Origin of the sequence: Pedobacter jeongneungensis, assembly GCF_000633455.1 — a bacterium.
GTDB classification, from domain to species: domain Bacteria; phylum Bacteroidota; class Bacteroidia; order Sphingobacteriales; family Sphingobacteriaceae; genus Pedobacter; species Pedobacter jeongneungensis_A.
In genome coordinates this window covers 1-13,164 of record NZ_AYMG01000014.1, presented here as the reverse complement: position 1 = coordinate 13,164, position 13,164 = coordinate 1, and the positions used below count along the sequence as shown (strand labels likewise).

Annotated in this window: 12 protein-coding genes; 11 read left to right on the top strand and 1 reads right to left on the bottom strand. The window is 38.4% G+C overall.

Translation table 11 applies throughout. The features are described 5' to 3' along the window. The first annotated feature begins 52 nt into the window (after nt 1-52). The 11 genes from accC (at nt 53) to ade (ending at nt 12,218) form a co-directional block, all read left to right on the top strand. The gene (accC, locus tag U859_RS0113835) at nt 53-1,396 is read left to right on the top strand and encodes an acetyl-CoA carboxylase biotin carboxylase subunit (RefSeq protein WP_025143955.1); all 1,344 of its coding nucleotides are present in this window, start codon (nt 53-55) and stop codon (nt 1,394-1,396) included. A gap of 171 nt (nt 1,397-1,567) precedes the next feature. After that, complete coding sequence (locus U859_RS0113830) at nt 1,568-2,770, top strand: LVIVD repeat-containing protein (RefSeq protein ID WP_025143954.1); 1,203 nt, start codon at nt 1,568-1,570, stop codon at nt 2,768-2,770. A 119-nt stretch (nt 2,771-2,889) separates the two neighbouring features. Beyond that, a complete protein-coding gene (gene tatC, locus U859_RS0113825; RefSeq protein ID WP_025143953.1) occupies nt 2,890-3,771 on the top strand; it encodes a twin-arginine translocase subunit TatC in 882 nt (293 codons plus the stop codon). Nucleotides 3,772-3,816: 45 nt separating this feature from the next. Beyond that, nucleotides 3,817-4,254, top strand: coding sequence for a ribose 5-phosphate isomerase B (gene rpiB / locus U859_RS0113820; protein ID WP_025143952.1), 438 nt, complete (start codon nt 3,817-3,819; stop codon nt 4,252-4,254). Between the two features lie 27 nt (nt 4,255-4,281). After that, nucleotides 4,282-5,916: a M28 family peptidase gene (locus tag U859_RS0113815; protein WP_025143951.1), complete on the top strand. Its 1,635-nt coding sequence runs from the start codon at nt 4,282-4,284 to the stop codon at nt 5,914-5,916. Between the two features lie 107 nt (nt 5,917-6,023). After that, entirely contained in the window at nt 6,024-6,233 is a 210-nt protein-coding gene (locus tag U859_RS0113810) for a DUF2281 domain-containing protein (protein ID WP_025143950.1), read from the top strand. Beyond that, nucleotides 6,233-6,619 (top strand): type II toxin-antitoxin system VapC family toxin, encoded by a 387-nt coding sequence (locus tag U859_RS0113805; RefSeq protein ID WP_025143949.1) that lies wholly within the window; start codon nt 6,233-6,235, stop codon nt 6,617-6,619. The genes U859_RS0113810 and U859_RS0113805 overlap by 1 nt, the downstream gene beginning before the upstream one ends. Before the next feature lie 137 nt (nt 6,620-6,756). Beyond that, nucleotides 6,757-8,142, top strand: coding sequence for a LutB/LldF family L-lactate oxidation iron-sulfur protein (locus tag U859_RS0113800; RefSeq protein WP_029985760.1), 1,386 nt, complete (start codon nt 6,757-6,759; stop codon nt 8,140-8,142). A gap of 90 nt (nt 8,143-8,232) precedes the next feature. Then, nucleotides 8,233-8,448 (top strand): hypothetical protein, encoded by a 216-nt coding sequence (locus U859_RS0113795; protein WP_025143947.1) that lies wholly within the window; start codon nt 8,233-8,235, stop codon nt 8,446-8,448. Nucleotides 8,449-8,508: 60 nt separating this feature from the next. Continuing rightward, entirely contained in the window at nt 8,509-10,485 is a 1,977-nt protein-coding gene (locus U859_RS0113790; protein WP_025143946.1) for a thiamine pyrophosphate-dependent enzyme, read from the top strand. 95 nt (nt 10,486-10,580) lie between these two features. Beyond that, complete coding sequence (ade, locus tag U859_RS0113785; protein ID WP_025143945.1) at nt 10,581-12,218, top strand: adenine deaminase; 1,638 nt, start codon at nt 10,581-10,583, stop codon at nt 12,216-12,218. 199 nt (nt 12,219-12,417) lie between these two features. Here ade and U859_RS0113780 read toward each other — a convergent pair whose 3' ends face one another. Then, nucleotides 12,418-13,026 (bottom strand): SprT-like domain-containing protein, encoded by a 609-nt coding sequence (locus U859_RS0113780; protein ID WP_025143944.1) that lies wholly within the window; start codon nt 13,024-13,026, stop codon nt 12,418-12,420. Nucleotides 13,027-13,164 lie beyond the last annotated feature (138 nt).

Below are 13,164 nucleotides of genomic sequence, written 5' to 3'. Positions count from 1 at the left end.
CGCAAATGATCAGTGTAATTATATCATTGGTGCAATCATCAATTAAAAAATTATGTTTAAAAAAATACTAATTGCCAACAGGGGTGAAATCGCTTTGCGTATTATCCGTACCTGTAAGGAAATGGGCATCAAAACTGTTGCTGTTTACTCTACCGCAGATCGTGAGAGTTTACACGTACGTTTTGCTGATGAGGCTGTTTGTATTGGCCCCCCACCTAGTAAAGATTCTTATTTAAATATCCCGAATATCATTTCGGCAGCAGAATTAACAAATGCCGATGCCATTCACCCAGGTTACGGTTTCTTATCAGAAAATGCTAAGTTTTCTAACATTTGCCGTGAGTATAACATCAAATTTATTGGTGCAACTCCTGAGCAGATCAATGGCATGGGCGATAAAGCCTCTGCAAAAGAAACCATGAAAATTGCGGGTGTTCCAACCATCCCGGGATCGGAAGGTTTGCTTACCAGCGTTAAAGAAGGTATTGCAATTGCCAATGAAATGGGTTATCCTGTTATTTTAAAAGCAACTGCCGGTGGTGGTGGCCGTGGGATGCGTGTGGTATGGAAAGATGAAGATTTCGAAAATGCATGGGATAGCGCCCGTCAGGAATCTGGCGCAGCATTTGGTAACGATGGTTTATATTTAGAAAAATATATCGAAGATCCACGCCACATTGAAATCCAGATCATCGGAGATCAGTTTGGTAAAGCTTGTCACTTATCAGAACGCGATTGTTCTATTCAACGCCGTCACCAGAAATTGGTAGAAGAATCTCCTTCTCCGTTTATGACTGAAGAACTCCGCGAAAGAATGGGCGAAGCTGCGATTAAAGGTGCAATGGCTGTAAACTACGAAGGTGCAGGTACAATCGAATTTTTGGTTGATAAACACCGCAACTTCTATTTTATGGAAATGAACACCCGTATCCAGGTAGAGCATCCGGTTACTGAAGAAGTAATCAACTTCGATTTAATTAAAGAACAGATTAAAGTTGCTGCCGGAATCCCGATTTCAGGCAAAAATTATACGCCTGAAATGCACGCCATTGAATGTCGTATCAATGCAGAAGATCCTGCAAACAACTTCCGTCCTTCTCCAGGCAGAATTACTAATTTCCATTCTCCAGGCGGACACGGTGTGCGTGTTGATACCCACGTGTATGCAGGGTATTCAATTCCTTCTAACTACGATTCGATGATTGCAAAATTAATCTGCGTAGCGCAAACCCGCGAAGAAGCCATCTGTACCATGGAGCGTGCTTTGAGTGAATTCGTGATCGAAGGGATTAAAACTACCATTCCTTTCCATTTACAGTTGATGAAAGACCCTAACTTCAGGGCAGGAAATTTCACTACGAAATTTATGGAAACTTTTGAATTTGTAGAAGGATAAACACGTTTTTTACGTATAACCATACAAAGGCTGTTCAAAATATTTGGACAGCCTTTTTTATTGTTCCAGATTTCAATCAAGTTATTAGATAAATAACTGATAATTAATATTTAAGTCCAATACTGTAGCGTTTAATTAATTTTTTACGTTTGATAAAGAAACACTCGAATTATGAAAAAAAATCTAATTAACGCATTATTCTTTCTACTTGTTTTCGCAGTATTTACCAGCTGTAAAAAAGATGAGTACGAAAGGATACAGATTGTAAAAATGATTTCTGTTAAAGAAATGAGGGCTTTACCTGTAGGAATGACTAAGGCTGTTCAAGCCAAAAGAACTGGGAAGATATACATTTACAACGATTACCTCTTCATTAACGAACCTAACGAAGGTATTCATATCTATAATAATGCTAATCCGAGTGCTCCTGTAAATGTGGGTTTTCTGCAAATTCCGGGAAACGTGGATTTAGCGGTTCACAATAACATCCTTTACGCCGACAATTTTATTGATTTACTGGCTTTTGATCTTTCAAATATGAATGATATCAAACAGGTTAAAAGAGTAACTGATGTTTTCAATCAATTATATTCAGCAGGTGCAGAAAAATATCTTTACACTTATAAAGACACCTTGGTTAAGAAACAAACTTACAAAAAAGGGATGTTTTATGATGCTGCTTATATCAGCAACGCATCGCAAGGAGGTTCGTCTGGACAAGGTGGCTCAATGGCCAGATTTACATTAATGAACGATTACCTCTATACTGTTGGTATGAATAATTTAAGCCTGTTTGATGTTAAGACAGCATCAAACCCAACTTTTTTGAAGGCCATTAATTTAGACTGGGGTGTTGAAACTATTTTCCCATACGAAAACAAATTATTTATCGGTACCAATAGGGGTATGCATATTTTTAGCACTACCGATCCGGCCAATCCTGTACGACTATCTACTTACAGCCATATTTTTGCCTGTGACCCCGTTGTTGTTCAGGGAAAGTATGCTTATGTTACCTTGCGTACGGGCAATATGTGCAGGCAAGCAAACAATCAACTGGAAGTTGTAGATATAGAAGACCCAAGTAACCCGAAACAGATTGCAGTTTATACCATGCAAAACCCACACGGCCTGAGCACCAGTGGTGATAATTTATTTCTATGCGAAGGCAGTTATGGAATAAAAAGCTTTAATATCGCAAATAAGACCAAAATAGGCGACAACATGTTGCAGCATTTAAATACGATCAAAAGTTTTGATGTGATTGCCGGGCCTAAATCTTTAATCGTTACAGGAGACGATGGTGTATATCAATTTAATTACAACAATGCAGCTAATTTAATGCAAATGAGCGTAATTAAGGTGCAACTTTAAAACAACTGCTGTGGCTGTGTTCAATTTTTATAATCATTTCTCATTATAATATAAACTATTTCTATATTTAACACGTAAATACCATTCTATTCAAATAGAATGGTATTTTTGTTTTCAACATGAGCGACACTAAAAAAAATCTACTTACAAAAGCTATCGGGCAAAAGAGCACCACATTAGAGGCAGAAATGTCTTTTTTTGATCACCTGGATGTTCTCCGCAAACATTTAATCAGAGCCGTAATTGCAGTTGCCGTTTTTACGGGTATCGCTTTTTACTTCAATGAAGAGATCCTTGATAAAATAATCTTCGGGCCGAAAAAGCCAGATTTCTGGACTTATCGCATGATGTGTAAATTGGTTGAACATTTCCCATCATTGGGTAAGGATATGTGTATTACCAAAATTAACGGCGAAATTATCAACACCGAAATGGCCGGCCAGTTTAATCTCCAGCTAAACGTTTGTGTAATGTGTGGTATTGTGGTTGGCTTTCCTTATCTATTGTGGGAAATCTGGCGTTTTATTAAACCAGCACTACACGAGAACGAACGTAAATCGGCTAGTGGTTTTGTATTCTTTGCCTCTATACTTTTCATTATCGGTATCTTTTTTGGGTATTTTGTAGTATGTCCGTTATCAGTTAATTTTTTAACTGGTTATACCGTAAGTGCCGAAATCAAAAACACATTCACTGTTGATTCTTACCTTTCATCTGTTGCTACCTTAACTTTAGGTACAGGTATTATTTTCGAACTCCCCGTTATTATTTTCATCCTGTCAAAACTGGGATTAATGACCCCGAAACTAATGAGATCAAGCAGAAGGTACGCAGCTGTAATTATCTTAATTATTGCCGCTATTGTTACCCCAACACCTGATATTATGACGATGTTGATTGTAGCTACACCATTATTCTTACTTTATGAGTTAAGTATTTTTGTTTCGGCCTACATTGAAAAGAAGAAGAAAAAAGCCGAGGCAGCTTTCTATGCTAACTAACAAAAACATTACGAACGGATTTCATAATTCTCTATAAATTTGACAATGTCTGATACAAAAATTAAAATTGCTATTGGAGCGGATCACGCCGGGTTTGAATACAAAGAAATATTAAAAGATTTTTTACAGGATTACGAAGTAAAAGATTTTGGAACCTATTCTGAAAGCTCTGTAGATTATCCAGACTTTGCTCATCCGGTTGCGGCAGCAGTAGAAAATGGAGAATTTACCTACGGCATCTTACTTTGTGGCTCGGCAAACGGAGTAGCTATTACGGCCAATAAACATCAGCACATCAGAGCTGGTTTATGTTGGGAAAATGAAGTTGCTTCTTTGGTACGCAAACACAACAATGCAAATGTCTTGTGCATTCCGGCAAGATTTGTTTCAGAAGAACTGGCTAAAGAAATTACCACTACTTTTTTAACTACAGATTTTGAGGGCGGCCGCCACCAGAACAGGGTAGAAAAAATTTCGTGCTAACAAAAAACTCAACTAACTATTATCATAATGAACAAAAAATTTTTAACCTTTGGTTTGGCGTCGCTTATATCAGCGAGTTGCTTTAGCCAAATCACACCACTAAAGCCTAATCAGGATGCCATAAAGTTTAGCAAGGCGATTAATCCTGAGAATGCTTACAAACACCTTTCTGTTTTAGCATCTGATGAATATGAGGGCCGTGAAACGGGAACTAAAGGTGCCTGGATGGCCGCAGATTATATCAGCAATTACTTCAAGTCGTTAGGTTTAAAAGCACCGGTAAATGGCAGCTACTTCCAAAAGATCGATCTGGTTAATGTTACTTTAAAAGAAAGCCAGTTAACGGTGAATGGTCAGCCAAAAGAATACCAAAAAGATTACCTGGTATCACCTAGCTTAATTAGCGATAAAGGTTTTACCTTCTCTACAGACGAAATTGTATTTATTGGTTATGGAATAAAAAGAGATAACTACAACGATTTTGCAGGTACTGATATTAAAGGTAAAGTAGTGATGATGTTCAATGGTGGCGATCCAACCTTAAAACCAGGCACAAGGATCGATAGAGCAGCTTATCGTGCAACTTTGGAGGCAAGGGCAAAATATTTTGCCGAAAACAATGTTAAAGCAATTATCCTGATTGATCCTGCTGTTGACAGGATAACCGAAAACACCAAACAAACCTTAAAAAAAGGTCGCGTGATGGTGAAAACCAATGCGGCTATCGAAGCTCAAAAGCAAAATGAAACACCTCGTATCTCGATATCAGTAGCTTTAGCAAATGAATTGTTCAAAGCATCTAATACTACTGTTGCAGATCTTCAGAAAAAAATAACAGAAAGCCAGGCTCCTGCTTCAAAAGTATTAAATACACCTTTCTCGGCAAGTGCAGCAAAAACAGAAACCGCGGTTAGATGCGAAAATGTTTTAGGTTATTTAGAAGGCTCTGATCCGATACTTAAAAAAGAAGTATTGATCCTTACAGGTCATTATGATCACATCGGTTTAGAAACTGATCCAAATGCAAAAGACAAAGTAAACAATGGTGCCGACGATGACGGATCGGGAACTACTGGTGTTTTATTGATGGCTAAAGCATTTACAGATGCTAAAAAAGCTGGAAAAGGTTCTAAACGCAGTATCCTTTTTATGACTGTTGTTGGTGAGGAAAAAGGACTTTGGGGTTCTGAATGGTATTCTGAACACCCTGTTTTTCCTGTTGCAAACACCATTGCGGATTTAAATACAGACATGATCGGCCGTACAGGTGAAGAATATTTGGGCAAGCCAGATTCTGCAAATTATATCTACTCTGTAGGCTCGAATATGCTAAGCAGCGATTTGGGTAAATTAAGTGAGCAGGTTAATGCAACTTATACCAAAATGAAACTGGATTACAAATATGATGATCCAAAAGATCCGGAGCAGATTTATTACCGCTCAGATCATTATAACTTCGCTAAATTGGGTATTCCAATCATCTTCTATTATGACGGAATGCTACAACAGGATTACCACAAGCCAGGTGATGAGGTAAGCAAAATCAACTTTCCACTTTTGGCTAAAAGAGCAAAACTGACCTATTTTACCGCATGGGAACTGGCCAACAGACCTAAACGTCCGGCAGTAGACATGGATGGAAAAGGAAATCCAAAGAAATAATGATATAAAAACACTGAGCCTCGATTAATGTCGGGGCTTTTTTATGTACAGTGATTTGCAACTTTATATTTCAAGATTAAAATGTTATTTTTGATAAAAGCGCATTTATGGATCAGTTCAATATTTTTGAAAAAATTAAGATGATCCCTGTTGCCTATCAGCAAGAGGTAGAAGACTTTATTGATTTTATTTTACAAAAGAAAGTAAATAAAAAAGATGAGGGAAATAACCCTAGAAAACTCGGTTTACTTAAGGGGAAGATGAAGATGAGTGATGATTTTAATGCCCCGTTGGATGATTTCAAAGAATATATGTAGTGAATAAGTATTTGCTTGATACTCATGTTTTACTGTGGATGCAAGATGATAATATTGCACTATCGAAAGCAGCAAGAAAAATTTTAGAAGATTCAACCACACAACTTTACTTAAGTATCGCAAGTTTATGGGAAATTACCATAAAGCAATCTTTGGGCAAATTGCAGTTACAATATTCATTAGATGAATTAATAGATTCGTGTAATGCCAGTAAAATTACTATCATCCCGATTAATTTTGAGACATTAAAAATACTTAAGACACTCCCTTTTATTCACCGCGATCCATTTGACAGAATTATTATAGCTACAAGTATGGAATTAGGTTTAAATCTAATTTCAAGTGATGAGGTTGCAAAAAGATACCTAGCTACTGTAATCTGGTAAAACAAAAAACAACTATTTCGTTTGTTTAACTTTTCTAAAAATAAACTCAATACGGTTTCCTATCTTTGAATTTATAACGGAATAGCTAAAAACTAAAATCATTTAATATTCGTTACCCTATTACAAAATAACTATTGATGAATATTGCCGAGGAATTTTTAGAGAAATCTGACGAAAAAGCTTTCGATTTACCGCATCGTAAAACCATAAATTATAATATTGGCAAATACAATGTAGCTGTTGAACGCGGCCTGTCAAAATTTGAAAATTTAGAGGCATCCAAAAAAAAGGCACACGTTATTAAATGGCGGGTAATGGAAAATCTCGACAAGTTCTTACCAGAATTCGAGTCGAATTTCCAGCGCCGTGGCGGTAAGGTAATCTGGGCAAATGATGCCGAAGAAGCACAGCAGGAAATCCTCAACATCATCAAAAGGAATAACGGCAAAACGGTTATCAAATCAAAATCGATGACCACTGAGGAAATCCACCTCAACGATTTCCTTGAAAAGAACAACATTGAATCTTTAGAAAGTGATTTAGGCGAATACATTGTTCAATTGCTTGGGCAAGCGCCTTACCATATTGTTACCCCGGCCATGCACTTAAGTGCAACTGATATTGCTCAGCTATTTCATGATAAATTTGGCACCCCTATAGATGCTACTCCCCCTCAGTTGGTACAAAAAGCAAGGGAATTGCTTCGTGATAGATATCTAACAGCCGATATTGGCATCAGTGGTGGGAATTTTCTAATTGCAGATACCGGAAGCATTGCTCTTACTGAAAATGAAGGCAATGCACGTTTAAGTACCACTTTCCCTAAAATTCATATTGCAATTGTAGGCATTGAGAAGGTAATTCCTTCTATGGCCGATCTTGATCTGTTCTGGCCTTTACTGGCATCACACGGAACCGGACAGAACTTAACCGTTTATAATACCATTTTAAGTGGTCCACGCCAGCCAAATGAAACCGATGGACCTGAGGAAATGTACGTGATCTTGCTGGATAACGGTCGTACTAATTTATTGGCACAAAAAGACCAAAGACAGGCTTTATACTGCATCCGTTGCGGTGCTTGTTTAAATGCCTGCCCGGTTTATAAAAATATTGGTGGGCATACCTACAATACTACTTATAGTGGGCCTATCGGATCGGTTATTACGCCTCATTTTAAAGGCATGGAAGAGTTTAAACATTTAAGCTATGCTTCCAGCCTTTGCGGCAAATGTTCGGAAGTATGCCCTGTTAAAATCGATATCCATAAAATGTTACTCCTTAATCGTAGGGATGCTGCAGCGGCTCATGATAATGGCAAAAAAGAGGAAATTGGCTGGAGCATGTTTAATAAAATGATGCAAAACCGCAAATGGATGGATTTCTTCGGTGGCAAGTTTAAAAACTTTATGCTCAAAAGTTTCTTCAAAAAGAGCTGGGGCAAGTACCGCGAAATGCCAAAAGTAGCAGATAAATCTTTCGCCAAACAGTGGGAAGAGTTGAAGAAAAGTCGGGAGTCCTAAGTCCGGAGTCTTCAGTCCGCCTAACATTAAATCATAAAGTACATAGTCAACCTCATATTTTGTATATTTGATATACATTAGAAAAAAAATATGGATACGGTTTTGTTGCAAATCAAAAACGATAAAGCTTACAAACTTATACAAGATTTAGAGGCTTTAGGTATTGTTAAAATCTTAGAAAAAGATAACAAGCCAAAAGAAAGTCTTCATAAAAGATTTAGAGGTTCTTTAAATCTAACTGATGAGCAATATGAGGAATTTCAACAATCTGTAATTGATGGTAGAGGCAACAACAATAATGCCTAAGTTCCATTTAAAGCCTTCAATCCATGGGATATTTCTTAAAGCAATAATCAAAAGCCTACTATGCATTTCAATCGAGGAGATAAAGACGACAAATTCTTATTGAATTTATACAAAAGATTGCTTTACCCCCGGATGGTTGAAGACAAAATGCTTAAACTTTTGCGTCAGGGCCGGATTGGCAAATGGTTTTCGGGCATTGGTCAGGAAGCCATAGCAGTTGGCAGCACCCTGGCCATGCAAAGCGATGAATATATTTTACCTATGCACCGTAATCTGGGTGTTTTTACCTCACGCGATATCCCCTTAAAAAAATTAATGGCCCAATGGCAGGGTAAAATCACCGGTTTTACAAAAGGCCGCGATCGCTCCTTCCATTTTGGCACGCAAGATTATAAAATCATTGGGATGATATCCCACCTCGGCCCACAGATGGCTTTAGCCGATGGTATTGCATTGGCCGATGTTTTGGCCAGTAAACAACATGCCACCTTGGTTTATACCGGTGAAGGTGCAACCAGCGAAGGCGATTTCCATGAAGCTGTAAATGTTGCGGCTGTTTGGAACCTCCCTGTTATCTTCCTTATCGAAAATAATGGATATGGGCTTTCTACGCCAAATTCAGAACAGTTCAGGTGCAAAAATTTGGTCGATAAGGCCGTTGGTTATGGTGTAGAAGGTATTCAGATAGACGGGAATAATATTTTAGAAGTTTATGATACCATCAACCAGCTAGCCATGGAAATCCGAAAAGATCCAAGACCAGTTTTGGTAGAATGCCTTACTTTCAGGATGCGTGGACATGAAGAAGCATCAGGCACTAAATATGTCCCACAAGAACTATTTGATGAATGGGAAAAGAAAGATCCCTTGAACAATTACGAAGCCTATTTAATTGAGCAAGGCATTTTAACTTCTGATGCGGTAATCGACATTAAAATTCAGGTTAAAAGAGATATTGAATTAGAAGTTGAAGAAGCTTTTAGCGAAGCTGAGCCTGTGGCGAATGCCAATCAGGAAGAGACTGATATGTATTATCCCTATCAGCAAGAAGTTATTCGATCTAGTCAAACTTCCACAGATAAAAGATATTTAGATGCCATAACAGATGGATTGGACTTGGCTATGCAAAAATACCCTAATCTGGTTTTAATGGGCCAGGATATTGCTGATTATGGTGGCGCTTTTAAAATCACCGATGGTTTTACCGCAAAATATGGCAAAGGCAGGGTCCGCAATACTCCCATCTGCGAATCGGCCATTGTTGGTGCTGGTTTAGGCTTATCCATTAATGGTTATAAAGCCGTGGTAGAAATGCAGTTTGCCGATTTCGTAACCGTAGGATTTAATCAGATCGTGAATAATCTCGCCAAAACACATTACCGCTGGGGCGAAAAGGCCGATGTGGTAGTGCGCATGCCTACAGGGGCAGGAACAGGTGCCGGCCCATTTCACTCACAAAGTAATGAAGCCTGGTTTACCAAAACACCTGGTTTGAAAATCGTTTATCCGGCTTTCCCTGAAGATGCGAAAGGTTTGCTACTGGCAGCTATTGAAGATCCTAATCCAGTTCTGTACTTTGAACATAAATACCTGTACAGAAGTTTAACTGCTCCTGTTCCAGATGGTTATTATACTACGGAAATTGGAAAAGCCGTTAAACTTATCGATGGAAATAAATTCACCATTGTTACCTACGGTTTAGGCGTTCATTGGGCTTTAGATTACCTTAAACAACACCCGGAAAGCAGTGCTACCTTAATTGATTTGCGTACACTTCAACCCTGGGATAAAGAAACCGTTAGTAAAGCCGTAAAAAGTACAGGGAGAGTTTTAATTTTACACGAAGATACCTTAACCAACGGTTTTGGTGCAGAAATCTCCGCATGGATCGGGGAACATTGTTTCTCTTATCTGGATGCTCCTGTAATGCGTTGTGCAAGTTTAGATACGGCAATCCCGATGAGCAAGGTATTAGAAGACGATTTCCTGGCTAAGGCAAGATTAGCAGAAACCATAGATAAATTATTAAAATACTAAGATAGATTAATCGTATAAACTGTTCAAATCGGTTAATTGTTAAGGTAAATCTACAGTTAACCGATTATACAATTAACCAGTTAAACACAAAATAAATGAGCAATTTTAAAGTCGAAGGAAATATCATCGACATCACAAAACGAAATATTTTCTTTGGCGAAGTGGAGGTTGATAGAGGCAAAATAAAATCAATCACCAAAATTTCTGACCAGCGGGAAGGCTTTCCTTTTATCTCTCCGGGCTTCATTGATAGTCATGTGCATATAGAAAGCAGCATGTTAATTCCAAGTGAATTTGCGAGGCTGGCAGTTGTACACGGAACGGTTTCTACCATAAGCGATCCCCACGAAATTGCCAATGTTTGCGGCATGGAAGGTGTAGAATTTATGATCGAAAACGGCAATACCGTGCCTTTTAAATTTAACTTTGGCGCACCGAGCTGTGTTCCGGCCACAATTTTTGAAACTGCAGGTGCAGAATTAAATCACGATGATGTAAAAGCGCTTTTAGAACGTCCTGAGATAAAATACCTCAGCGAAATGATGAATTTTCCGGGTGTACTTTATAAAGATGAAGAGGTTCTAAAAAAGATTGCTGCCGCTCATCAATTAGGTAAACCTGTTGATGGACATGCACCAGGCTTACGCGGCGATGCCGTTCAACAATATATCGATGCCGGAATTTCTACAGATCACGAATGTTTTACTGCAGAAGAAGCGCTGGACAAATTACAGCGCGGAATGAAAATCCTCATCCGCGAGGGAAGTGCAGCCAAAAATTTCGAAGCATTGATCGATCTGTTAAACGATTGGCCTCAAATGATGATGTTCTGCAGTGATGATAAACATCCCGATAGCTTGGTCGAAAACCACATCAATCAGCTTTGTGCAAGGGCAGTAGCAAAGGGGATCGACATTTTCAATATCCTACAAGCAGCCTGTATCAACCCTATTCTTCATTATAAACTAGATGTTGGTTCGTTACAATTTAACGATCCGGCAGATTTTATCATATTAGAAGATTTAAAAAACTTTAAAGTTAACCAAACCTATATCGATGGGTTATTACTTGCCGAAAATGGTAAAACCGTTGGAGATTGGGTAAAACATGTAAAAGATCAGGAATCGGTAAACCATTTCGACTGCAGTTTAAAAAAAGAAGAAGATTTTGTTTATCCATTTACAGGACAAGAAGAAATTCCCGTAATTGAAGCTTTAGACGGACAATTGATCACCAACAGCTTATCAGCTAAACCAAAGATTTTAAATAATAACATTGTCAGCAATCTGGAAAATGATGTATTAAAAATGGTAGTCGTAAACCGTTACCATGATGCACCTGTTGCAATTTCGTTCGTTAAGAATTTTGGCTTGAAGCACGGCGCAATTGCTTCGAGCGTTGCCCATGACAGTCATAACATTATTGCCGTTGGTGCTGATGATAAGAGCATTTGTGAAGCTGTGAACCTGGTCATCAAAGAAACCGGAGGTGTAGTAGCCCTGGGCAACGGGAAAGAAGAAGTTCTAGCTTTGCCTGTAGCCGGATTAATGAGCAATCAGAACGGTTACCGAGTTGCAGAAAGTTATACTTCAATAGATCAGTTTGCAAAAGATTTAGGCTCCACTTTACTTGCCCCTTTCATGACGCTTTCTTTTATGGCTCTATTGGTGATTCCACATTTAAAACTAAGCGACAAAGGTTTATTTGATGGGGATGAGTTTAAGTTTGTATAAAAAAATGTCGTCATTGCGAGGAGGAACGACGAAGCAATCTTACAACGATCGCTATAACCTATAGTTTAAGATTGCTTCGTCGGCTGAAAAAGCCTTCTCGCAATGACGACTTCTGGCGTTTTATCTGTGGGTTGAGGCTCCCCTGTTATTCATATTGACTTTTATGCAATAAATTATTCCTCGAAATGACGACTTTTCGTTATTCCACTACAAAAACCTCTGCCAAAGGATTAAACAGATACAAACGTTTATCATCCAGGCATACACAGCGGTACCTTTTCCTGATCCTTTCACCTTTGGTAAAACGTCTCCCATCTTTGATTTTAAAAATGGTATTAATCGGTAGTTGCTCCAAATGCAGCGTTTCGGTTTTGTTGCTATCGTATTTTTTTAATGCACGTGATAAATGCAGATCGGAACAGCTTGATGCGGCCGGATTAGACATGTAATTATCAATCGCTTTGTGGATATCATCAGGAAAAATGTTCAGCTCAAAAAATGGGACCATCATCCGTTGGAAATTCTTCTTCCATTCAGAGCCATGTGGTTTTACTTTATTTTTAAAATCGTTCCAGGTGAGTAAATGCGCAAACTCGTGCACAGTGGTAACCAAAAAAGCATAGTGGTTAAGGTTGAAATTTACCGAGATGCGATGGCCTCGTCCCTGATAAGGATGACGGTAATCACCCAGTTTTGTAGAACGGGTTTTAGCGATCTTAAATTCACATTGAAAATAATCTATCCACTTGGCAATTAGCGGTGCCGCTGGTTCTGGCATGTACTGCGCTAAAACTTTAACCTTTTCCATTTAACCGCAAAGTTCGCAAAGTTTTGCATAGAAAACACAATTTTATGATAGATTAACCACAGAGTACACGGAGTTTACACAGAGAAAACAGAGGCAGTTTTAATAACCATTTACAATACGCTTTACTCCATCCTTTAT

Excerpts from the sequence above, each read along its gene's own strand:
- U859_RS0113815 (WP_025143951.1), top strand. The coding sequence starts at position 4,282 with ATGAACAAAAAATTTTTAACCTTTGGTTTGGCGTCGCTTATATCAGCG.
- U859_RS0113790 (WP_025143946.1), top strand. The coding sequence starts at position 8,509 with ATGCATTTCAATCGAGGAGATAAAGACGACAAATTCTTATTGAATTTA.
- U859_RS0113795 (WP_025143947.1), top strand. The coding sequence starts at position 8,233 with ATGGATACGGTTTTGTTGCAAATCAAAAACGATAAAGCTTACAAACTT.
- tatC (WP_025143953.1), top strand. The coding sequence starts at position 2,890 with ATGAGCGACACTAAAAAAAATCTACTTACAAAAGCTATCGGGCAAAAG.
- accC (WP_025143955.1), top strand. The coding sequence starts at position 53 with ATGTTTAAAAAAATACTAATTGCCAACAGGGGTGAAATCGCTTTGCGT.
- U859_RS0113830 (WP_025143954.1), top strand. The coding sequence starts at position 1,568 with ATGAAAAAAAATCTAATTAACGCATTATTCTTTCTACTTGTTTTCGCA.
- U859_RS0113780 (WP_025143944.1), bottom strand. The coding sequence starts at position 13,026 with ATGGAAAAGGTTAAAGTTTTAGCGCAGTACATGCCAGAACCAGCGGCA.
- U859_RS0113810 (WP_025143950.1), top strand. The coding sequence starts at position 6,024 with ATGGATCAGTTCAATATTTTTGAAAAAATTAAGATGATCCCTGTTGCC.
- U859_RS0113800 (WP_029985760.1), top strand. The coding sequence starts at position 6,757 with ATGAATATTGCCGAGGAATTTTTAGAGAAATCTGACGAAAAAGCTTTC.
- ade (WP_025143945.1), top strand. The coding sequence starts at position 10,581 with ATGAGCAATTTTAAAGTCGAAGGAAATATCATCGACATCACAAAACGA.
- rpiB (WP_025143952.1), top strand. The coding sequence starts at position 3,817 with ATGTCTGATACAAAAATTAAAATTGCTATTGGAGCGGATCACGCCGGG.